19 protein-coding genes and 1 pseudogene are annotated in these 21,768 nt (G+C 25.4%); 13 read left to right on the top strand and 7 right to left on the bottom strand.

Annotated elements, in window-relative coordinates:
• Positions 1–36: 36 nt before the first annotated feature.
• Positions 37–2,469: a sialidase family protein gene (locus BN8917_RS01880; RefSeq protein WP_066869856.1), complete on the bottom strand. Its 2,433-nt coding sequence runs from the start codon at positions 2,467–2,469 to the stop codon at positions 37–39.
• A 285-nt stretch (positions 2,470–2,754) separates the two neighbouring features.
• Between BN8917_RS01880 and BN8917_RS14295 the strand changes: the two genes are divergently transcribed.
• On the top strand, positions 2,755–2,892 hold the full coding sequence (locus BN8917_RS14295) for a hypothetical protein (RefSeq protein ID WP_159426719.1): 138 nt from the start codon (positions 2,755–2,757) through the stop codon (positions 2,890–2,892).
• Positions 2,893–3,390: 498 nt separating this feature from the next.
• On the top strand, positions 3,391–3,879 hold the full coding sequence (locus BN8917_RS01875; protein ID WP_066869853.1) for a hypothetical protein: 489 nt from the start codon (positions 3,391–3,393) through the stop codon (positions 3,877–3,879).
• A gap of 124 nt (positions 3,880–4,003) precedes the next feature.
• Here the strand turns inward: BN8917_RS01875 and BN8917_RS01870 are convergent, their stop codons facing one another.
• Positions 4,004–5,359, bottom strand: a complete 1,356-nt coding sequence (locus tag BN8917_RS01870) for a glycosyltransferase family 2 protein (protein WP_066869850.1) — start codon at positions 5,357–5,359, stop codon at positions 4,004–4,006.
• A 702-nt stretch (positions 5,360–6,061) separates the two neighbouring features.
• On the opposite strand from BN8917_RS01870, the gene BN8917_RS01865 reads away from it, so the two are divergent.
• The 3 genes and pseudogenes from BN8917_RS01865 to BN8917_RS14585 all read left to right on the top strand — a co-directional run bounded on the left by BN8917_RS01865 (position 6,062) and on the right by BN8917_RS14585 (position 8,813).
• Positions 6,062–7,696 carry an SH3 domain-containing protein gene (locus BN8917_RS01865; protein WP_066869847.1) on the top strand — a complete coding sequence of 545 codons (1,635 nt, stop codon included), beginning with the start codon at positions 6,062–6,064 and terminating at the stop codon, positions 7,694–7,696.
• A gap of 193 nt (positions 7,697–7,889) precedes the next feature.
• Positions 7,890–8,045: pseudogene (locus BN8917_RS14810) on the top strand (SH3 domain-containing protein); the annotation flags it as partial.
• A 534-nt stretch (positions 8,046–8,579) separates the two neighbouring features.
• Positions 8,580–8,813 (top strand): hypothetical protein, encoded by a 234-nt coding sequence (locus BN8917_RS14585; RefSeq protein WP_066869845.1) that lies wholly within the window; start codon positions 8,580–8,582, stop codon positions 8,811–8,813.
• Between the two features lie 62 nt (positions 8,814–8,875).
• Here the strand turns inward: BN8917_RS14585 and BN8917_RS01855 are convergent, their stop codons facing one another.
• Positions 8,876–9,493 (bottom strand): sugar O-acetyltransferase, encoded by a 618-nt coding sequence (locus BN8917_RS01855; RefSeq protein WP_066869843.1) that lies wholly within the window; start codon positions 9,491–9,493, stop codon positions 8,876–8,878.
• Between the two features lie 111 nt (positions 9,494–9,604).
• Positions 9,605–10,609, bottom strand: coding sequence for an acyltransferase (locus tag BN8917_RS01850; RefSeq protein ID WP_066869840.1), 1,005 nt, complete (start codon positions 10,607–10,609; stop codon positions 9,605–9,607).
• Positions 10,610–10,799: 190 nt separating this feature from the next.
• On the opposite strand from BN8917_RS01850, the gene BN8917_RS13990 reads away from it, so the two are divergent.
• From BN8917_RS13990 to BN8917_RS01830, 4 genes are all read left to right on the top strand, one after another.
• Entirely contained in the window at positions 10,800–11,276 is a 477-nt protein-coding gene (locus tag BN8917_RS13990; protein WP_235829964.1) for a VanZ family protein, read from the top strand.
• 244 nt (positions 11,277–11,520) lie between these two features.
• Positions 11,521–12,063, top strand: coding sequence for a hypothetical protein (locus tag BN8917_RS01840; RefSeq protein ID WP_066869835.1), 543 nt, complete (start codon positions 11,521–11,523; stop codon positions 12,061–12,063).
• Positions 12,064–12,203: 140 nt separating this feature from the next.
• Positions 12,204–12,851: a pentapeptide repeat-containing protein gene (locus BN8917_RS01835; RefSeq protein WP_066869832.1), complete on the top strand. Its 648-nt coding sequence runs from the start codon at positions 12,204–12,206 to the stop codon at positions 12,849–12,851.
• Positions 12,852–13,122: 271 nt separating this feature from the next.
• On the top strand, positions 13,123–13,908 hold the full coding sequence (locus tag BN8917_RS01830; protein WP_066869829.1) for a hypothetical protein: 786 nt from the start codon (positions 13,123–13,125) through the stop codon (positions 13,906–13,908).
• Positions 13,909–13,986: 78 nt separating this feature from the next.
• Here the strand turns inward: BN8917_RS01830 and BN8917_RS01825 are convergent, their stop codons facing one another.
• The 3 genes from BN8917_RS01825 to BN8917_RS01815 form a co-directional block, all read right to left on the bottom strand.
• Positions 13,987–14,994 (bottom strand): hypothetical protein, encoded by a 1,008-nt coding sequence (locus BN8917_RS01825; RefSeq protein ID WP_066869826.1) that lies wholly within the window; start codon positions 14,992–14,994, stop codon positions 13,987–13,989.
• Between the two features lie 175 nt (positions 14,995–15,169).
• On the bottom strand, positions 15,170–16,342 hold the full coding sequence (locus BN8917_RS01820) for an MFS transporter (RefSeq protein WP_066869823.1): 1,173 nt from the start codon (positions 16,340–16,342) through the stop codon (positions 15,170–15,172).
• A 223-nt stretch (positions 16,343–16,565) separates the two neighbouring features.
• Positions 16,566–17,510 (bottom strand): hypothetical protein, encoded by a 945-nt coding sequence (locus BN8917_RS01815; protein ID WP_066869819.1) that lies wholly within the window; start codon positions 17,508–17,510, stop codon positions 16,566–16,568.
• 276 nt (positions 17,511–17,786) lie between these two features.
• On the opposite strand from BN8917_RS01815, the gene BN8917_RS01810 reads away from it, so the two are divergent.
• The 4 genes from BN8917_RS01810 (at position 17,787) to BN8917_RS01795 (ending at position 21,734) form a co-directional block, all read left to right on the top strand.
• The gene (locus BN8917_RS01810; protein ID WP_066869815.1) at positions 17,787–18,284 is read left to right on the top strand and encodes a hypothetical protein; all 498 of its coding nucleotides are present in this window, start codon (positions 17,787–17,789) and stop codon (positions 18,282–18,284) included.
• A 266-nt stretch (positions 18,285–18,550) separates the two neighbouring features.
• Positions 18,551–19,219, top strand: coding sequence for an N-acetylmannosamine-6-phosphate 2-epimerase (locus BN8917_RS01805; RefSeq protein ID WP_066869812.1), 669 nt, complete (start codon positions 18,551–18,553; stop codon positions 19,217–19,219).
• A 43-nt stretch (positions 19,220–19,262) separates the two neighbouring features.
• Complete coding sequence (locus tag BN8917_RS01800) at positions 19,263–20,132, top strand: N-acetylneuraminate lyase (RefSeq protein ID WP_066869809.1); 870 nt, start codon at positions 19,263–19,265, stop codon at positions 20,130–20,132.
• Positions 20,133–20,240: 108 nt separating this feature from the next.
• Positions 20,241–21,734 carry a sodium:solute symporter family protein gene (locus tag BN8917_RS01795; protein ID WP_066869806.1) on the top strand — a complete coding sequence of 498 codons (1,494 nt, stop codon included), beginning with the start codon at positions 20,241–20,243 and terminating at the stop codon, positions 21,732–21,734.
• The last annotated feature ends 34 nt before the right edge of the window (positions 21,735–21,768 follow it).

Below are 21,768 nucleotides of genomic sequence, written 5' to 3'. Positions count from 1 at the left end.
GTATCTATTAAAATCTATGTCCTTAGTTATTTAAATCTACTTTCCTATTTTTATTGATATTCCAGTATCTAAACCTTTAGATATATCTATGCTCTTACCAGAACTATTTATAATTTCTAAATCACTCTTAGGATTTAAATTTACCTTATATTCACCCTTAGAAACATCTTTAGGAATAGTTCCCTCTAAAGTCACTTCAGTAGCTGTTTTATCTTTAACATTAAATTTAACTTCCTTATTATCCAATGTAGCAGTAAAATTAGTATCTCCAAATAAACTTACAGCTTGATCAAATTTTAATTTAAGATTAATTTTATGAGGTGGATTATAAAAATCTTTACTATTGATAATCTCAGCAGAAGCTAATTTAGCAGCCTCACCCTCCTTAGTTAAATCTGTTTTTAAATAATCTATATTCATTTGAACAAAATCTACAGATAAATTTGTAGCTCCTTCATAGAATAATCCAATATTTCCATTTGATAATTGACTTATAGATGAGTAAGCAAAACTACCTGGCACAACAGTTTGATTATACTTCCAATCTATTTCATATTTTGTTCTTCCATTACTATGAGTTCCATTTTCATTTAATAAACCTATTCTTACTGTTCCATTTGTTCTACTAGATGCTGCATTTGGATTTGAGAAAATAATTGCTTTTTTTCCATCAATTAATCCATCATAATTAATTACACTTAACTGACAATAAGGCTCTCTTAAATTTTTATCTTCATATACATCACTATCCCAAGTTTCACCACCATCAAAGCTAGTTGCAATTCTAACATAGCTACCTGTATTTCTCATAAATATTTTTAATTGACCATCAGGCATTTGAACAACTTGTGCTTCAGTTAATTGATTACCACTTCCTATAGTATCTGAATTTTCACTATGACCATCTCTTGAATCATTTGGAGATTCTCCAAGATTCCAAGTCTCACCATGATCATCGCTATACATTACAGCACTAGATTGAAAACCTTTAGAATTTGTATAATATAAAGGATATACAAGTCTTCCTGCTTTTTCTCCATTCTTAATTTGTATACCAACTCCAGGTCCAGCTCCTATAAATCTCATCCAATCTTTTTTAACCATTCCAGATATTATTTTAGGATCACTCCAAGTTTCTCCTTCATCTGAACTTTCAATTATTGTTAAATAAGCTGTTCCAAGAGCTTTTAAAGGTGCTTCTGCTAAAAATGTATTTGATACTTTTGTACCATTTTCATATAAATTATTATTAGCATCTACTGTATATGATGTTTTCTCACCATTAGAATTATATACAATTCCATCTGGTTTAATATAATATTTATTACCTTGTCCTTTTTGACCTGCTGTGCCAGCACCATCATATAAAACCATACATTGTTCATTTTCAAACATTTCAAATCCAGTAGCTGTCTTATCACATTGAGGGAAGCCATAATTTTCAGGGAATGCAGTTATAAATAAAAATACTTTTCCTGTCTGCTCATCCTCAAGCATACTTGAATCTATCACAGATGCATTTCCAGGATAATCAATAACTCGTTTTGCTTGTCCCCAAGTCTTACCTCCATCTTTACTTATTCTTATTCCAGCATCAATATTTGCAGGTGAATCTCCAGCATGATTATTTCTAATATCTGCTGCTGCAATAGTAGTTCCTGATTTAGTTGTTAATAATGATGGAATCCTAAAATTCTTTGAATTTAAATCGCCAGTATTAAATAATTTTTGTGTTTCTGATATAAAAACGTTTTCAGGAAGGACAGCATCTTCTAATTTTTGTGTTTCTAAAGTCTTTTTAATTATATCTTCATCTGATATTGCACCTTTATAAAAATTCAAGAAATCAATATTCCCACTCATAAGATATTTATTTGCTGTTCCAGCTCTTTCAGTTTTACCAATATCAATTGAATTTAAATTATCCATATCTTTTAAGAACTTAGTAGCCTTAGATGAATCAAATTTTATTTTTTCCCCATTTAAAAATATTGAATATCCAACATCTTTTTCTACTTTAAAAGCAAGAGTGTTTATCCCTTTATTTAATTTAGCTGCTACAGTTCCTTTAATATTTTCAGATTCATTTCTTATTTCATAACCAATTTGAGAACCATCTGTCCATATATGGAAATGATGATTTACTTCATTTTTATTACTTATCCCAATTAAGGATTGAATACTTCCAATCTTATCTAATTTAAATCTTGTTATAATTGTTCCATCTTTTAAATTTTTTACTTGATTTAAATATTGATTTAAATTAACACCCTCACCATTTGTTACTTTAGCATTATTAGATGATAATATAGGTTTTGGCATTTTAATATTTTTATTGGAATCAATCTTAGCAAGACTAACATATTCTTTTGTTGAAGTCGTATTTGGAGCGGCTAATGTAGTAGCAGTAATTATATTACCAACTACTGCAGTTATAAGAATCACTTGTAATATTTTTCCCTTCTTCAAATCATACACTTCCTTTAATATAAATTTATATTTAATAATATGTTTAATACTGAAGAATATTACAAATGATATACAAATTATTTATTTTTAGAAAAAAGTTTATTTAGTAAAAAATAAATCAAATTATATTTGAGTAAAATATTTAAATTTCCAATAAAAAATTAGTTTTAATAGATTTATCTAAGTTAAAATAAATATCTTTTATATCTGTTAGGAAATGTAAATTTATAGTATATTAATTAGAGGAGCTTTTAATAAAAGCTTATTTAAAAGGGGGAAATTTTAGTGGATTTTATATCATTAGTAATAGCTTTTGGACCTATACTTAGTATAGCTACACAAGCAGTAATTATTATTTGCTTAATAATGTGCACTATATACTTAGGAAAGATATATAGAATTCTAAAAAGAAAATTTGATTAATTATTTGAGAGTGATATATTTATATCACTTTTTTTAATATAAGTATAATTTTTTTTTATAAATACTATTAAACTCTTTCAATTAAGCTTTAAAGCTATTAAACCCTAAGTTTAATCACTTGTTTAATAGGTTGAATTGGTTGAACAACTAAGTTGAATGTAGTATATATAGAATTAATATTTAAACTATTTTGTATAAGTTTTTATGATTATTAATAAGGATTTTAACTATATATTAATTAATATAGATTTTATTTTCTTAAAAACATTAAAATATATCCTTTATTTTGAATAAAATAAGAAATCTATCTATCAAATTTATTAAGTTAACTGTTTTTTAATTACATTTTTATAAGAAATTTAATTAAACTTGTAAATTCTAAAATAGAAATAAATTAAATGGTAATTTTATTAATAATATCAAAGTCTGTATATAAACTCTAAAGTTGATTTAAAGTTATAATTATATTCGTATTTATAATTAAAGAGAGGTATATTAATGAGAAATAAGATACTGCTTACAGCTTCAGCAATTATAGTAATAATACTAGCAGGATTTAATTTTTATAAATCTACTGGTAAAACAGAAATAAAATTAGATCCTAATAATAAGATAGAGACTCCTAGTATAGCTACTTCAGGTCTACAAAATGCTAAGAACAAATATGGTGGAATAGATTTAAATATAGTTGAACATAAAGAAATAGATAGTGATAACAGGGTAGTTGGCTATTATGGAACTGTAAATTATGATTCATCTAAAACTACAGATGAAGATATAGTTAAGTTCTTTAATAATGTAGTTAAAAAATCTAATAATAATTATTTCACTTTAATTGATGGAAAAAATTCAATTCAATTTATAGGTTGTAGTGATCTTGATTTACATAAAGGGAGTATTTCTGATGGTAAAAGAGATATAATTGCTAAGCCTGAGTATTATGGTCAAATCAATGGAAATACTATTAAATGGGTAAAAATAAATTAAGACTATAAATAATATTTTTATAATTAATTATTTAAATAAAGTTGAAAAGTACTTTAAAAAATAAAAAAAGAGTGATATGAATAAAAAATCTCTAGCATTTATTACTAGAGATTTTTTAATAATATTATTTCCAAGTTCTTTTTGTACCGATTAATTCTTGAACATATCCATATAATGATACAGGAGACATAATTATTTGATAAGTTAATATAAAAAGAGTAAATCCTAAAAAGTTTTTTCTAACTTCTAAATTTAGCTTTTTAAATACAACATTAGCTTGATATCTATATAAGATATAGAAACTTATCAATGTTAATGGCAAAACAAAAATCATTACAGGACCAACAATATAATATTTTCTAAAAAATACAGCAAGTATAAGTCCAGGAATCCAGAAGAAAGTATATGAGAAATCCATAAAAATAATAATTAAATCTATTCCAGTTAAAAACTTATAGAATTTGCTTGGTAATTGCCAAGGCTTAACTTCTCTGAGACCTTCAATCATTCCTCTAGCCCATCTAGAACGTTGCTTTATAAAATGAGATAATTTTGTAGGAACATCTGTAAATGCTACTGCCATAGGTTCAAAATAAACTCTCTGATTAAGTTTAAGCATTTTCCAAGTTAAAACTATATCTTCTCCTATAGCATCTGACCATCCCCCAACTTTTCTAACAACACTTGTTTTATATAAAGAAAATGCTCCTTGAGCTACTAAAGTCCCTTGATATAAGCCCTGCATTCTTTTTATAGATGCTATACTTAAAAAATAATCCCACTCTTGTATTTTAGTTAATAAATTATCTCTACTATTTCTAGTTAACATTGAGCCAGCTACTGCACAAACATCTGATGGTGCAGATTTTATTCTTGATACTAAATTTAATATAGCATCTTTATGAATAAGTGTATCTGCATCTAAAGTTATTACATAGTCTGTGGTAACAGTTTTAAGTCCAGTATTTAATGCATTAAACTTACCAGGAGTTTTCTCATGTATAAGTGTTACATCTAAATTTAGTTCTTTTTTAGATCTTAATACCTCTGATGGAGTATTATCATTAGAGTTGTTATCTATAACTACAACATTGATTTTACCTTTATAATTTTGAGACTTAACATGCTTTAAAGTATTATAAATACCAGCTTCTTCATTATATGCTGCTATTAGTAGAGTTACATCATCCTTAGGATTGGTACTTTTAAGAGTAGGCTGCTTGTCCATAATTAAACTGCTAACTAAAAATGTATTCATAAAACCAGGAAGCAATGCAATACCTGATATTATTAAAATTGCTATTGGTAAAGAGGTTAACTCAGCTAAGTCATATATCCATCGTTTACCTATGTAATAAGATAATAGCATCCATAAGATTGCTATTACTATGCAAATATAAAATTTTGCTTTAACTGTTATATAGAATTCTGGAAATAGTTTTCTTTGATTTATTTGTCTAAAATTCGTTTGTTTTTTCATTAAATTATGCACCACCTTCATTCCTTGCAGTATAATAACTGGAAATATTATTATTGTCAAGAAATATAAACCATTTATTAATAAATGAAGATATATTAACAAAAAATTCAACTAAGAAATTTAAAAGTAACTATTTTAGCCTAATTAATAGTAAAAAATTTCAGTTAAATTTATAGCTTATAGTAAGCTTAATTTACATAAAAAAACTATATTTGATACTAAAAAAATATAATTACTAGACCTAAGTATTATACTCAAATTAATGGAAATACTATTAAATGGGGAAAGATAAATTAAAATTATACTTACTTAAGCAATGGTAATAAAAAAGAAATGAAAAACCTTCATACATTTATTGTATGGAGGTTTTATATATTATTTAGATCATCCTCTAATACTTTAATAACTCGATATATTTATCTAGAACAAAATAGAAAAGGAAATATAATATTTCTAATTAACTATTTTATTAATTAATTCTTGTTATCTATATTAATATAAAAATTTTCTAAATTGTTATTAATATACAGTATAATGTATTTATTAATATATATTTATTATAAATAATAACAAATATATGAAGAATATTACATAATTATTGATAAAGTGTAACTAATCGAATATTGAACTTCTAAATTCCTGTGTTAATATTATTTTATTACAATTATAGGTTAGATTTACCTTATAGGGGAGGATATACTAATGAAGAAAAAAATTATATTAGGATTAATAGCAACAGCAACTGTTAGTGCTCTTATATCAGCACCAACTTTAGCTTCTAATCAAAATACAAGTTCTACTAATTATAAAGTATTATTAACTCAAACAAATTCAGCTGTTAAAACTAATGAAGCTGTAGTTATTAATGGTAATAATAAATTAAATCTTTATACATTTTCTAATGGAAAAGGAGTTAATTCTTATCTATCAACAGGTGAAATGCTCACAATCTTAGGAAGTAGTAATGGGTATTATAAAGTAAGGGTACATGAAACAGGGGCAGTTGGATACATAGATTCAGCTAATATGAAGATAATTTCAAATTGCGAGAACTGTGAATTAACAAGTTTAGATGGACAAGCTTCTATAATAAATGTAAGTGCAGTAGTTAATTTAAGACAATCTGCTGGAATAAACTCATCTGTTATAGGTACATTAACTAATGGAGAATCGGTAAAATTATTAGCTAAACAAGGTGATTGGTTTAAAGTTACTGCTAATGGAACAGTAGGATTTATCTATGGAGAATATATAGGAACAGCTATAAATTCATCAAATAACAATACATCAGCTAATAACTCAACATCAAGTTCAAAAAATAATAATGATAAATCATCAGTAGCTAACAGTTCAAATGCACAATCAAACATAGACAATAAGGGAACTAATAACAGTACATCACAAAATTCAAATAATAATGTAATAAATAAAATAGCTTATATTGCAAATGTTGGACCTAATACAGAATATCCTTTTATAGATAATACAGGTTATAGATCTAAAGTTTTTGATGGACAACAAGTAAAAATATTAGGTGAAAAAGGTGATTTATATAAAATAGTTTATAAAGATGGTTCAGAAAATGTACAAGGTTATATAAATAAAAAATATATAACTTTTGAAAATAATCAAAATCAGACTTATCCAAATGATAATAAATTCCTTTCAAAATACTTTGGTACATGGACAGTAGGAAAACAAATAGGTTCAACTATAGGAGAAGATGTCTATGTTAAATCATTTGAAGGTAAAAAACTTATAATAACAAAAGATTTATATTCATTTAATGGTAGAACTATAAAGAACCCTAACTACTATATTGTACCAAAGGATAGAGGAGTCTTCTTTGGAAATTCAAAATATGATAACTTTGGAGATTTAAAATATAATAAAAATGGAGAAGTTGAATTTATAATAGCTCTTCCAAGCTCTGAAAAAGTAACTAATAAAGATTATATGACAAAGCTTCAAAACCTAGTATTTGATTATACTCCAGTTATGGTATCAGGAGATAAGCTTGTAACTTTTGGAGGTGGACTACTTAATACTTCACTTAATGAATGTGTAAGAGGAGATATTAAGATGGAAGCTAAAATCCCTGATTTAAGTGACTATATAGGAAAAGGATCAACTACATTAAATGCAGGATATATCTATTCAAAGCCAGATACTGATTCATCTAAAACTAGCATTCCTGCATCTTTTAATGCTGTAACAAAGAAAATTGAAGGTAACTGGGTTTATGTTGAAAGTAATCAAAACGGAAAGACAATAGAAGGATGGATTCCTTTAGATAATTTAAAATTAACAGACTACAATATTAAAGATATGTATTAAAATTTAATAATTTAAAATAAAAGTCCTAGTAAGTAATTTAAGCTTATTAGGATTTTTTCTTTACTTCTAATACTAAAAAAATATATTACAAATCTATATACTTTTATAAATATTAACAAATATGATAAATAAATCACATATATATTAAAAAGCTGTAATCACTTAAAGCTTAAGTTTACAAGGGGAGGCCTCTATAGTAAATGTAAGTTCAGTAGTTAACTTAAGACAATCTGCTGGAATAAACTCATCTATTATAAGTACCTTAACTAATGGATCATCAGTAAAATTATTAGGTAGACAAGGTGATTGGTATAAAGTTAATATTAATGGTACAATAGGCTTTATTTTTAAAGAATATCTAGTAATATCAAAAATTCAATCAAGCAATAATACTAATTCAACAAATAATAGTTCAATAAGTAAACAAACTAATATAAATAATAATCCAACTCAAAACCCAAGTAATAGTGTTGTAAATAAAATAGCTTATATTACAAATATTCAACCAGATAGTGACTCAGCAGTTGTAACATCATTAAATAACCCTAATATACAATGGCAAATTAATAATGGGCAACAAGTTAATATATTAGGTGAAAAAGGAGATTCATATAAAATATATTACCCTTATGTTGGTACAGGATATGTAAATAAAAAATATATAACATTTAAAAATAATCAAAATCAAATTCATCCAAATGATAATAAATTAGTTTCAAAATACTTCGGTACATGGACAGTAGGAAAACAAATAGGTTTTGCTGTAGGACAAGGTGCTTATACTAAATCATATAAAGGTAAGAAAATAATATTAACTAAAAATCTTTTCTCATTTAATGGTTGGACAGTAAAAAATCCTAATTATTATATTGTAACAGAAAGTATGTGGTATCTATTCGTATTTTCAAAAGATAATTATTATGGAGATTTAAAATATAATAAAGCTGACCAAGTTCAACTAATATTAGCTTTACCAAGCTCTAAAAAATTAACTAATCAAGAATTTATAAATTATGTTCGCTTCCCACAATGCCTTCTTATATCAGGAAATAGCCTAGTTACATTTGGTGGAGGACAGTCTAATTCTTCTTTAAATCAATGTATAAAGGATAATTAAACTTTAAAAATATTAAAAATAAAAAGGTCCTAATAAGTAAACAAGCTTATTAGGACTTTTTATTAAATTAAGATTTCATTAGTTAATACTCTATCAGCCTCAGTAATTTCACGAATTACTCTACAAGGATTACCTGCTGCAATTACTCCTGATGGAATATCTCTTGTTACAACACTTCCTGAGCCAATAACAGTATCATGTCCTATAGTTACTCCTGGATTTACAATTACTCCACCACCAAACCAAACATTATCTTCTACTACAATTGGCTTGCAATATTCTAATACATATTTTTTGCCATTCTCATCTTCTCTAAAGTTTCTCTCTGAAGCAAGAAGTGGATGTACTGGTGTTAAAAATGAACAATTAGGACCAACAAATACATTATTCCCAAAACGAACTTCTGCACAATCTAGAATAGTGCAGTTAAAATTAAAGTAGCAATTATCACCTATATAAGTATTACAACCATAATCAAAATTTACATTAGGATACATTTCTACATTTTCACCTATTGATCCAAGCAATTCTTTTAAAATATTATATCTTTTATCCTTTTGATATTCAGTAGTATTATTAAAAGCAATAGAAGTTTGTCTAGCTATTATTCTTTGCTCCTCTAATTCTTTATCTGAAGGATTATATATTAACCCCTTTAACATCTTTTCTTTTTCATTCATAGCAATTAATCCCCTTAAAAGTTATATTTTAAGGAGATTATAGCATACTGTTTAAGCAATTATATTTATAAATAAAAAAGAACTATAATTAGTCCAATATTTTAATAATTGTTATCTTAACCTAAAAGAAAATAAAAGCTGTCTTAAATATTCTATTAATGATGAAACTGAGTAAATAAGTAAAACTATAAGTATTGTAGCCATTATAAAATAAGCTCCATAAAAATAATTCCTATATCCTAAAAACTTATATATAAAGCTTCTTACATAAATATGTTCATGTATTAAATAAACTCCAAGAGTTAAACCAGCTAAACTATTAATAATCTTATTATTATTTATTTTAAGCTCTTTAAAAAATAAAAATAATACTATAGATGCTATAAATACTAATATAAAATTATAGCTATACATTCCATAATTTTTATTTAAAACTATAGATTCTTTTATATTTAAGAAGGCTAATAATGAGGAGCAAAGTATATATATTGATATTAAAAGATATTTATTTAAACTTATATTCCTAAGATATTTATTCATATAAAATCCAACTATATATAGAAAAATAAAATTATACAAGCTATACCCACCTGTTATATCTACTGGCTTTAAAACAAATATTGATGGCCATATTACAAATATAACTACTAAAAGAATTAAAAGAAGATTAAACTCCTTAAATGAAAGTGATTTTAAAAGCTTATTTATATATGGAGTAAGCATATATAAAATAAAAAACATACTCATAAACCACCAGTTTTGAAAACTTATTGGAAAGAGTGTTCTATAAATATCAACCTTATTTACCTTATAAATTCCAAGTAGCCAAAAAACTGCTGAAATACTTATAGAATAAAATAAAATTTGCATATATAAATCTACAAGTTTCCTAAATCTAAACTTAGATTCTCCCCCAAAATAACCTGAAATAAGTATATAACAATTAACTGACACAATAGATAAAGACTCTAAAATATTAACTATAAAGAAGTTAATGCTAGTTAATTTAAAGCTAGTAAAAGCTGATCCTTTTCCAAGTGTATGAAGCATAACAATCATTATCATGCTTATTATACGAAGTAATTCAAAGTTAGATTTTCTAGTGCTTTTATCCATTTTAGAGTCTCCTTAAAATATAAATTGTTTCTTATATTTTTAGTATCCCTAAGTCTGATATTTATATAGATATATTTAAAATCTTATTCCACTACCAATAATTGGATAACATCAAGGATTCTGATAAAATATTTCAGAGGGGGAGCTTAAGATAAAAAAGAAAATAATTAATATTTTATTTATTATAGGTTTGATATTTTATCTTTTAATTATATTAAAATTTATTTTATTTAAATATGTATCTCCACTACAATTATTTAGTAGTGATAGATTATCTGTTAGATCAATAAATCTAATTCCATTTTATAACCTTATCATTGGTCTCTATATTAAACTAGATATAATCGGAAATATAATTTTATTTATTCCAATGGGTATTTATATAAATATACTAAGTAAAAATTCTACTATATTTAAAAATATTATTAAAATAGCTATAATAAGTGTATTTTTTGAATGTAGCCAATATATCTTTGGTCTAGGAGCTACTGATATAACTGATGTTTTTACTAATACTATTGGAGGAATTACTGGTATAGGTATTTTTACTTTAATTAAAAAGCTATTTAAAACTGATTCTGCCACAAAAACTTTTATTACTATTTGTAGCTCAATAATTTTACTATTAGTTTCTAGCTTACTCATAATACTTACTTTAGCAAACTAATTTCAAAGTTTTGCTACAAATTATATAAATCCTTTTTGTATATATCTAAATTGTTCTATCTTTGTTAACTTAATTATATTTTAGTAACGTTTATATTAATATTTAAATTTTAAATGTTAATTTTAATTCATAAAACAATTAAATGGTAAATTTATTGACAATGTAAAATTAAGGGTAAAAACACAAATTTTAATTTAAGAGTATAATCATTTACAGACATATAATAAATGCGAGGAATGAAAAAATGAGAAAGAAAAATTTAATTGTAGCAGGATCTATAATAGTAGTCTTATTAGGATTTACAGGATGTAGTAATGATTCTGTAAATCCTAATACATCAGCTCAAACAACAAACATAGCTACTGATAATAATAAAACAACTGAAGTACCAAAGGCTGATACTACTAAAACAGCAAATACTACAAAGAAAGAATCTACTAATTATGGTGGAATAAATCCTAATATAATAGAACATAAAGCAATAATTGGTAGTAATGACTCTCCAGCAGGTAATTATGCTATAACAACTTATGATGCAGCGACAACTACAGATGAAGATATAATAAGATTCTATAATGATAAAATTAAAGGTTCTAAAAATAATTACTTTATTTTAAGTGATGGAGATAATTCTATAGATTTCTGCGGATCTAATGGAGATAATATGATTAGTACAGATAGTATGATTAAAGGACCTATTTCAGATGCTGCTAGAAACATAGGTGATCCTCTATATTATGGAAAAATAGATGGAAATAAAATTAAGTGGGAAAAATCAGAAATTTAATTATTAAAATATAAGCCTCCCTTTATATTTAGTTTTAAGATAAACTTAATATAAAGGGATTTTTTTATTTTAAACTAATAATTCTACTAAATATTAAAACTGATATAATATAAATAAGTTTAATAGAGGGGATTGATTATATGAAAGCTAAAGTTATAAAGATAGATAAGCCTAGGATTATAGGTGATTTAGAGACAATAGAGAATATTTATGATGAGATAATTTATGCGGATAGTATAAAGGAAAAACTAGTTGAAAATATAGAAATACATAATAAAAATGATAGGGCAATAACTATTGATTCTTGTATTTTTAAGAATGTAGTTTTTAGTGCATGTTCTTTTAATAATATAGATTTAATAGATAGTAGATTTGAAAATTGTGATTTATCTAATGTTGATTTTAATTCTGCAAGTATTGAAAGAGTTGAGTTTATTAATTGTAAATTAGTTGGAGCAAGATTTGATGAGAGCAGTTTTAAAAATGTTGTTTTTGATAATTCACTAGCTAGATATTCTAATTTTTCTTTTTCAAAGATAAGAAAATCAAGTTTTAGTAATAGTAATTTTGATGAAGCTATATTTCAAGAAGTAAAACTTACAGATGTGCTATTTAATGATAATAGTTTTGTTAATTCATATTTTGATAAGACTTCTTTAAATAAAATAGATTTAAGCTCTTGCGATATAATGGGAATAGGTCTACAAATTGAAGATATTAGAGGTGCTATAGTTAGTCCTACACAAGGATTAGAATTAACTAGACTACTTGGACTAATAATAAAATAGAATCTATTTATTTCCTAACATTCCATCATTTCAATAAGATTAATACTAAGAAATTCTAATACAATTATATCCTTCTTATCTGTTTTATTTTTGTTAACTTAATTATTTTTGAGTAACATTTATATTAAAATTCTAACTAAGACAATTTATTATAAAATATGCATTAATTAAATCATGGATTTATTAATAGTATTAAATTTAACTATAAAAACATTATTTGAAATTAATATTATAATTACTTATAAAATTAATTTAAAGGTAGGTAATACTAATGAAAAATAAAAAATTAATTGCTATTGGTGTTTTAATAATAGGGGCTCTTGCTTTTGTTGGATGTAGTAGTGAGTCAAGTGATTCTAAAAATGAAGCTAAATCACCAACTCCAGCAGTAGCTCCAGTTACTCAACCTGTACAAGCTCCTGTAGCAAATGCAGATCAAAATAAAGTAAATCCAGTAACTAAAACTGATACAAAAGTAGTTGTAACTGATAATAAAAAAGATGTTGCAGCTAATAATTCAAAAGAAGTTATGTCTAATGATACAACAACTGAAACGAATAAAGTAGTTCCTAATAAAACTGAAGTTAAGGTAAATCCTACTACTAAAACTGAAGTTAAAAATACAAGTAGTAACCAAGCTTCACCAAATGTAGCGGCTGCTAAAAATACTAGTGAATCAAAGCCATCTACAAGCACAACTACAACTATAAATCAAAATACTAATAATTTTGGTGGAATAAATCCTAATTTTGTAGAGCATCCTGAAATGAATCGTACTCATACTATTACATACGGACAATATGCAACTACAACTTATAATCCAGCCACAACTACAGATGCTGATATAATTAATTTCTATAATGCTAAGATTAAAGGAACTAATAATGCATACTTTACTTTAATTAATGGAAATAATTCAATCCAATTTGTAAATTGTGACTCACAAATGATGATGAAAGGAACTATATCTATACCTAGTCAACATATAGTAGGAAATCCTACTTATTATGGTGAAATTTCAGGTGATAAAATCATTTGGAGAAAAGCTAATAATTAATTAAATCATCTAAGAGGTTTATATTAAATTAATAGCAAAAAAAAGAGATATTCACTTTATGTAAAGTGAATATCTTTTTTATTTATTTTTACTATTAAATTCTTTCTTTAATGCTTTATAAGACTTTTTATCAAGTCCAATATATTCTCTAACAAATTCTCCATGTGCTTCTGGTAAATATCTTTTAAGGAAATCATAATATTCTACAAGACCTTCTATAAACTCTCTATATTCCTCACTTCTTAAATAAAAGAACCTTATTATATCTTTCATTTCATTTAAGTTTTCTGTATTATTTATTTCTTTATAATGCTCTGAAGTAATATTTATATATATAGGTATAAGATCTACTTTTTCAGAAACTTCACATTTAATAAAACCTTCCTCAAATAGCTTTGCAGCTTTAAGTATACTTTCTTTTTTAATTTTTTCATTTTCTATAACTTTTAGCTTTTCTTCTTCACTAATAAAAGGCATACTAGCTTTTAAGATAACTACATCATTATCCACTCTATATTTAACAACTCTTATTAGTTTATTTATATAATCATCATCAAATTTTTTTCTTAAAACATCAAGACTATCTATAAAATAATCATTAAGACCAAGTTTCCAAGCAATTTCTGCACTACTTTTACCGTACCTTGCCATATCATCTATCTTTGCTAGGTAATCAATTTCTCTAGGAGCTTTATTCTTAATTTCATCTGGAATACACTTTTCAGTAAATTCATGAGGATTATTCTTTTTATCTTTATTTATATTCTTTTTATTTTTAAAATAATTATAAATAATAAAACTTATAACTATACCAAATATAATTAAATTCATATATGCTTGCATTTTTATATCATGGCTAGATTGATAAATACCATTACTATTGTAATAAGGAGTTAGTTTAGACATAGGAGTTAATACGTTTTTTATAGAAATTCCTATTATTACAACAATTATAACCATAAAAATTTTATTATAATATTTTTGTATAAAAAATAGAACCGTTCTAGCAAAATCACCTTTGCCTAGTACAGCACTTAAAAAGACCATAATAAATATAGCAAATATTAAATAAAGAATAATATTCATTCCATCCCTCCTATCTGACTAAAGCTTAATCTAATTTTATCACAAAATTAGTCAATATTTTATTTATATAGATTATAATTTACAATTCACCAATAAATTATCTTTAAACTTTAAAATTGCTTTATAAATAAACAAAAAAAGAGTTAAACTATAAATTTAGTTTAACTCTTTTTTATTAAGCTGCTACAGCTTCATTTTTCTTATTTCCACCAAATATCACATAAAGACTAAATAAGATTGCTATTACTCCAAGGATAGCAGCTCCATAAAATGATCCTACCATATTATTTACATGAAGTAATTTTGCAAGAGAATCAAGCACCATTGGTGATATAGATACCCCAACATAAATTGAAGTTGTAACTATAGTAATTGCACGTCCTGTATGCTTTGCATGAACAATTTTAGATGCATGGAATATTGAATAAGGAACTGATAAACCAAATCCAAATCCTACTAACATAACTCCGATTATTATTACTAAAAGTGATGGAGCAAATCCTACTACTAAAACTCCTATTGTCATAAGTGTAAAAGCAAGTAAAATTAATTTTTCTCCAAATATCTTTAATAATCTACCAAAGTTTAATCCAAATAGAAATCCTGAGAATGTTAGAAGTGCAATTAACAACCCTGACATTTCTGAACTTCCAAGATGCTTATATCCCATAAATAAAGCTATATTTGTTGGAATACTGTAAAATACCATAAAAGCTAATATTACAATTATTGAATATTTAAATACTGATTTATTAAATTTTATATTCTTTGTATCATCATTAGCACTAGCTACTTGTTCTTCTTTTTTATTTGGTAAGAACATTACAACTAAAACAAGTACTATAAGTGCAATTAGATAAACAAAGAAAATATATCTCCAATTAATTGTTCCAAGATATCCAACTAGTAAAATTCCTATTACTGCTCCAAGATTACTTGTTGAAGTTGAGAATCCTGTAAACTTAGCTCTTTCTTTACCTTCAAAAAAATCACCAATAAGTACTAATGAAAGTGATGCTACAACTCCAAGTCCAAGACCTAAAATTGCTCTAGTTCCTAAAAGGAAATAAATATTTGTAGTAAAGTACGCTGAAACTCCACCTATAAGATAAAGTATTGTTCCTATAATAATTAAGTTTTTCTTAGATATAAACTTTGCTAAATCATTACTAAAGTAACTTATCGGGATACATATAAGTGCTGGTAATGTAACTATTGATTTTATAAGTAATGGTGATGCACTTGGAAATTGATGACTTATTAGCCCAAGTGCAGGTCCTAATGCTGCTGTTGCTATTATTGTTAATATTGAAACTGATAAAATAGCAATCTTTTCTATTGCTCTCATTTTTAAATTTCTCCTTTGTTAAAAAAATTTATATATCTATTTATTATAATTAGTGCTTTCCTATGTTTATAAGCTTATTTTTTAATTAGTTGACCAATCAACTATCTTAGTATAAAACATATTAGTTGATGTGTCAACTATTTTAGTTGATTAATCAACTATTTTTTTTATAAAAAGAAAAAAGACAAGATTCCCTAGCAATCTTGCCCTTTTAGTAGATATTTTATAATTCTAAATCTAATTTTTCTAAAGATTTTTTATCTAAAGCTTGTACTTTTCTCATGAAATCTGGATAAGATTCAGGGAGATATTTTTCTAAAAAGTCATAATAAAGATCAATCTCCTTAATATACTCCCTATATTCTTTACTTCGACTATAGAAAAATTCTAATAAAGCTTTATTATTTTTATCAATATTTAAAGAGAGTAATTCATTATAATTTTTTGAAATTACATCCACATATATAGGTAAAAGCTCAGTTTTATTAATAACATCTACATAAGCATGTCCATTTCTAAACATCTCAGCTGCTAAAAAGATATTATTTATCTTATTCTTTTCCCCTTCTATCATCCTCTCTTTTTCTTTCTCACTAATTTCTTTAATATCCTTTTTTGATATAACAATATTATTATCAACTCTATATTTAACAGTTTTAATAAGACTATTTATATATTCATCATTAAATTTATTTCTAAGCTTATTTATATCATCAATAAAATGCTTATTAAGACCTATCTTTTTTGAAATTTCCTCAGTATCTTTTGTATATTTAGTCATCTCGTCTATCATCTTTACATAATTAATCTCTTTACTTGACTTATTATCTTTATTGTTAGTACTAGATTTATTAACTTTTGCTACTATAAATCCAATAACTTTTTCCACAATACTATACAGCAATGTTGATACTAAAAAAATTATACCAAGTGCTAACATAAAATATCCATTTTGCTTTATATCTATTTGAGTATAATACTGATTGTTCCTTCCATAATAAGGTGTTAACTCATATATAGGAGTTAATGTAGTTGTTAAACCATTTGATAAGATTAAAATTGATACAAAAAGAATTACATCTCTTTTTCTTTTTCCATACTTTGCTAATAAGAGCATACCAACAACATATACAATAATATTTATAAGATCCAAACCATATTTTAGCATTTCTTCTTCCTCCTAGTTGCTTAACCCAATTCTAACACTCTTAAAACTTATTTCAAGATGGCACTTTATAAAAACGTTTACCTAAATTTAACACAAAAATATACAATATATAGTTTTACTTCAAAATATTCTGTAACTAATTTAGTTCTTTAATTAATTAATAATTATATATATATTAAATCTCTTTTTTATAATATTTTTTCTAAAATAAAAGCTCTCAATTTTTACTTTATTTTACATCTGAATATTGAGATAATATACTAGGGGTGTTTTTAATTGAAAATTATAAAGATTGTTTTAATATGTTGCTTTATAAGTATTTTAAGTGTTTTTCTATATAAAAATATAAATGGAAAGCCTTTTGGGGGATTAAGGTCAACAGATTTAAGTAAGATAAACATAGATAATATATATCTTGGAGAAAATATACATAATGTAGATTTATCTAAATATATTCCTAATGATACATTAAGTGATTATGATTATAATTTTAATAAACTTAGATTAAATGTAGATTCTAGTGGTAAAATAAATAAGATTCTAGTAAATCATTCTGAAGGTAAATTATTATCTATTAATGGCACTACAGATTTAAATAATATATCTGATATAAGAGATAAAGTTGGAAGGTATTATAAAGACTTAATTTTTGATAAACAGCAAGGGCTAAATTTTTATAAATATGTAGATAAAGATTCAAAAATTATTGCAAAGTTTGTTTATAGTATAGATACAAATGAATTAGTTTGGTCTATCTTTGAAAAAACTGATTAAAAAAATAATTTATATTTATTAATATTAAGATTTAAAAGTACATAAAAAAATGTACTTTTTTTATTTTAATTAAGAATATTATACAAATCTATAACATATTATTATTGAGTATGAAAATAATTTTTGAAAAGTTAAGTATTTTATTTTCAAAACAATCAATTTGAAAATTTTTTTCACTTTTTTTGAAAATAATATTGCAATTCAAAAATTAGTATTATATAATTTAATTATAAAATACAAATTATGGTAATTGGAGGTGAAAAACTTTGTTAGATATTATAAAAGGATCATTAGTTGTATCATGCCAAGCATTAGAAGATGAACCGCTATTTAGCTCATTTATAATGGGTAGGATGGCATTAGCAGCAAAGCAAGGTGGTGCTAATGCTATACGTGCCCAAGGTGTAAACGATATTAAAGAAATAAAAAAAGTAACAGGACTACCTGTAATCGGAATTATAAAAAGAAATTATAAAGATTCAGAAATATATATAACACCAACAATAAAGGAGGTTAAAGAACTAGTAGATTGTAAGTGTTGTGAAATGATTGCACTTGATCTTACTAATAGAAAAAGACCTAATGGTGAAAATGTAAAGGATTTAATAGATTATATAAAAAATAATAATATTCTAGTTATGGCTGATATATCTACTTATGAAGAAGCAGTAGAAGCAGAGAAACTTGGAGTAGACTGTGTTTCAACAACTTTATCAGGTTACACTAACTACTCAAGACAAGAAAGTACTCCAGATTTACCACTAGTAAAAAGGCTTAGTCAAGATTTAAAAATACCTGTAATTGCTGAAGGAAGAATTCATTCTCCTAGCGATTTGAAAAAAGCTTATGAATATGGAGCTTATTCTGTAGTTGTAGGCGGAGCAATAACAAGACCAAAAGAAATTACTCAAAGATTTATCAAAGAAATTAGTTAATATAATTTCAAATAATAAAAAATAAATTTAGGGGGAATCAGAAATGAAAGGAATTTATAGCGCATTATTAGTATCTTTTGATAAGGACGGAAATTTAAATGAAAAAGGACTTAGAGAAATTGTAAGACACAATATTGATGTTTGTAAGATTGATGGTCTTTATGTTGGAGGAAGTACTGGTGAAAACTTTATGCTTTCAACAGATGAAAAGAAAAGAATCTTTGAAATAGCTATGGATGAAGCAAAAGGACAAGTTAAATTAATAGCTCAAGTAGGTTCTGTAAATCTAAAAGAAGCTGTTGAACTTGCAAAATTTGCAACAAATCTTGGATATGATGCTTTATCAGCAGTTACACCATTTTATTATAAATTCGATTTTAGTGAAATCAAGCACTACTACAATACAATTATAAATTCTGTTGATAATAAGATGATAATTTATTCAATTCCATTCTTAACAGGTGTAAATATGTCACTTGACCAATTTGGTGAATTATTTGAAAATGAAAAAATAATAGGTGTTAAATTTACAGCAGCAGATTTCTACTTACTAGAAAGAATGAGAAAAGCTTTCCCAGATAAATTAATCTACGCAGGCTTTGATGAAATGATGTTACCTGCTACAGTTCTTGGAGTAGATGGAGCAATTGGATCAACATTTAATGTAAATGGAAGAAGATCTAAAGAAATTTTTGAAGCTGCTAAAAATGGAGATATAGAAAGAGCAAGAGAGCTTCAACATTTAACAAATGACTTCATAACAGATGTTTTAGATAATGGTCTATATCAAACACTTAAAGGGCTTCTTTCAGAAAATGGAGTTGATGCTGGATATTGTAGACAACCTATGAAAGCACCAACAGAAAAAATGCTCGAAAGAATTAAAGAAATAAATAACAAATATGAATTTTAATATCTTTTTATATTGTTCATGTAAAGGTTTATACCTATTTTAAATAAAATAGGTATAATTCCCCCTCTTATTAATATTAAATTTTATTTATTATAAGGAGTCGAGTTTATGACAGGGTTTACAACTATAGATTTTGTTATTTTAGTTATTTATCTAGCTGTAGTTCTTTTCGCAGGACTTGCTTTTTCTAAAAAAGAAATGAAAGGTAAAGAATTCTTTAAAGGTGATGGGAAAATTCCATGGTGGGTTACTTCAGTTTCAATATTTGCCACACTTTTAAGCCCTATATCATTCTTATCACTTGCTGGTAACTCATATAAAGGTACTTGGCTTTTATGGTTTGCCCAACTTGGAATGCTTATAGCAGTTCCTTTAACAATAAAATATTTCTTACCAGTCTACAGTAAATACGATATAGATACAGCTTATCATTATTTAGAAATCAGATATAAAAATAAAGGACTTAGAATTTTAGGAGCTTTAATATTTATAGTTTATCAAATAGGAAGAATGTCAATTATTATGTATCTTCCATCAATGGTTCTTGCGAATCTAACAGGAATTAGCATTAATATATTAATTATAGTTATGGGTGTTATTGCAATTATTTATTCTTATACTGGTGGTCTTAAATCAGTTTTATGGACAGACTTTATTCAAGGAACAGTTTTATTCCTAGGTGTTATTTTTGCTCTTATTTATTTAGTATTCTCAATAGATGGTGGCTTTGGTTCTATAATGAATTCACTTACTGAAGGAGGAAAATTCTTAGCTCCAAATGAACCTCTATTTGATCCAAATATATTAAAATCAAGTGTATTTATAATTTTAGTTGGTGCAGGCCTTAATACTTTCTCATCTTATGTATCTAGCCAAGATATCGTACAAAGATTTACAACAACAACAGATATGAAACAACTTAAGAAAATGACTTATGGTAATTTAGTATTATCTTTAGTTATTGCAACTGTATTCTATTTAATAGGAACAGGACTTTATGTATTCTATAATCAAAATCCAGCACTTTTACAAACAGCACAACAAGACCAAATTTTTGCTTCATTTATAGCATATCAAATTCCAGTTGGTATTACTGGTATCCTTCTTGCAGCTATATATGCAGCAGCACAATCAACTTTATCAACAGGATTAAATTCAGTTGCAACAAGCTGGACTTTAGATATTCAAAAATATATAAGCAAAGATATGGACGATAAAAGAAGTACAAAGATAGCTCAATATATTTCTTTAGGAGTTGGTATTGTTTCAATTGTAGTTGCTATAATTTTAGGAAATGGTAATGTTAAATCAGCTTATGAATGGTTTAATGGCTTTATGGGACTTGTTCTTGGAGTATTAGCAGGAATATTTGTTCTTGGAGTATTCTACAAAAAAGCTACAAGTAAAGGAGCTTATGCTGGTTTCATTGTATCATCAATATTAGTTATTATCTTAAAATATGGAGTTCCAGATGTAACAATTTGGGTTTACTCAGTAGTTACAATATTTACTTCACTTATAGTTGGAATTATTGTAAGTAACTTTACTCAACCTAAAAATGATGAAACAGAACCAGAGCTTATAACTAGTGAAAATAAATAATAATTTTTAAAGGAGTGCCTATCAAATTTGATAG

This window comes from Clostridium mediterraneense (assembly GCF_900091705.1).
In the GTDB taxonomy this organism is placed as follows: Bacteria; Bacillota; Clostridia; order Clostridiales; family Clostridiaceae; genus Sarcina; species Sarcina mediterraneense.
This window is presented reverse-complemented; position numbering and strand designations above follow the sequence as displayed.

Excerpts from the sequence above, each read along its gene's own strand:
- BN8917_RS01875 (WP_066869853.1), top strand. The coding sequence starts at position 3,391 with ATGAGAAATAAGATACTGCTTACAGCTTCAGCAATTATAGTAATAATA.
- BN8917_RS01870 (WP_066869850.1), bottom strand. The coding sequence starts at position 5,359 with ATGAAAAAACAAACGAATTTTAGACAAATAAATCAAAGAAAACTATTT.
- BN8917_RS01865 (WP_066869847.1), top strand. The coding sequence starts at position 6,062 with ATGAAGAAAAAAATTATATTAGGATTAATAGCAACAGCAACTGTTAGT.
- BN8917_RS14585 (WP_066869845.1), top strand. The coding sequence starts at position 8,580 with ATGTGGTATCTATTCGTATTTTCAAAAGATAATTATTATGGAGATTTA.
- BN8917_RS01855 (WP_066869843.1), bottom strand. The coding sequence starts at position 9,493 with ATGAATGAAAAAGAAAAGATGTTAAAGGGGTTAATATATAATCCTTCA.
- BN8917_RS01850 (WP_066869840.1), bottom strand. The coding sequence starts at position 10,609 with ATGGATAAAAGCACTAGAAAATCTAACTTTGAATTACTTCGTATAATA.
- BN8917_RS01840 (WP_066869835.1), top strand. The coding sequence starts at position 11,521 with ATGAGAAAGAAAAATTTAATTGTAGCAGGATCTATAATAGTAGTCTTA.
- BN8917_RS01835 (WP_066869832.1), top strand. The coding sequence starts at position 12,204 with ATGAAAGCTAAAGTTATAAAGATAGATAAGCCTAGGATTATAGGTGAT.
- BN8917_RS01830 (WP_066869829.1), top strand. The coding sequence starts at position 13,123 with ATGAAAAATAAAAAATTAATTGCTATTGGTGTTTTAATAATAGGGGCT.
- BN8917_RS01825 (WP_066869826.1), bottom strand. The coding sequence starts at position 14,994 with ATGAATATTATTCTTTATTTAATATTTGCTATATTTATTATGGTCTTT.
- BN8917_RS01820 (WP_066869823.1), bottom strand. The coding sequence starts at position 16,342 with ATGAGAGCAATAGAAAAGATTGCTATTTTATCAGTTTCAATATTAACA.
- BN8917_RS01815 (WP_066869819.1), bottom strand. The coding sequence starts at position 17,510 with ATGCTAAAATATGGTTTGGATCTTATAAATATTATTGTATATGTTGTT.
- BN8917_RS01800 (WP_066869809.1), top strand. The coding sequence starts at position 19,263 with ATGAAAGGAATTTATAGCGCATTATTAGTATCTTTTGATAAGGACGGA.
- BN8917_RS01795 (WP_066869806.1), top strand. The coding sequence starts at position 20,241 with ATGACAGGGTTTACAACTATAGATTTTGTTATTTTAGTTATTTATCTA.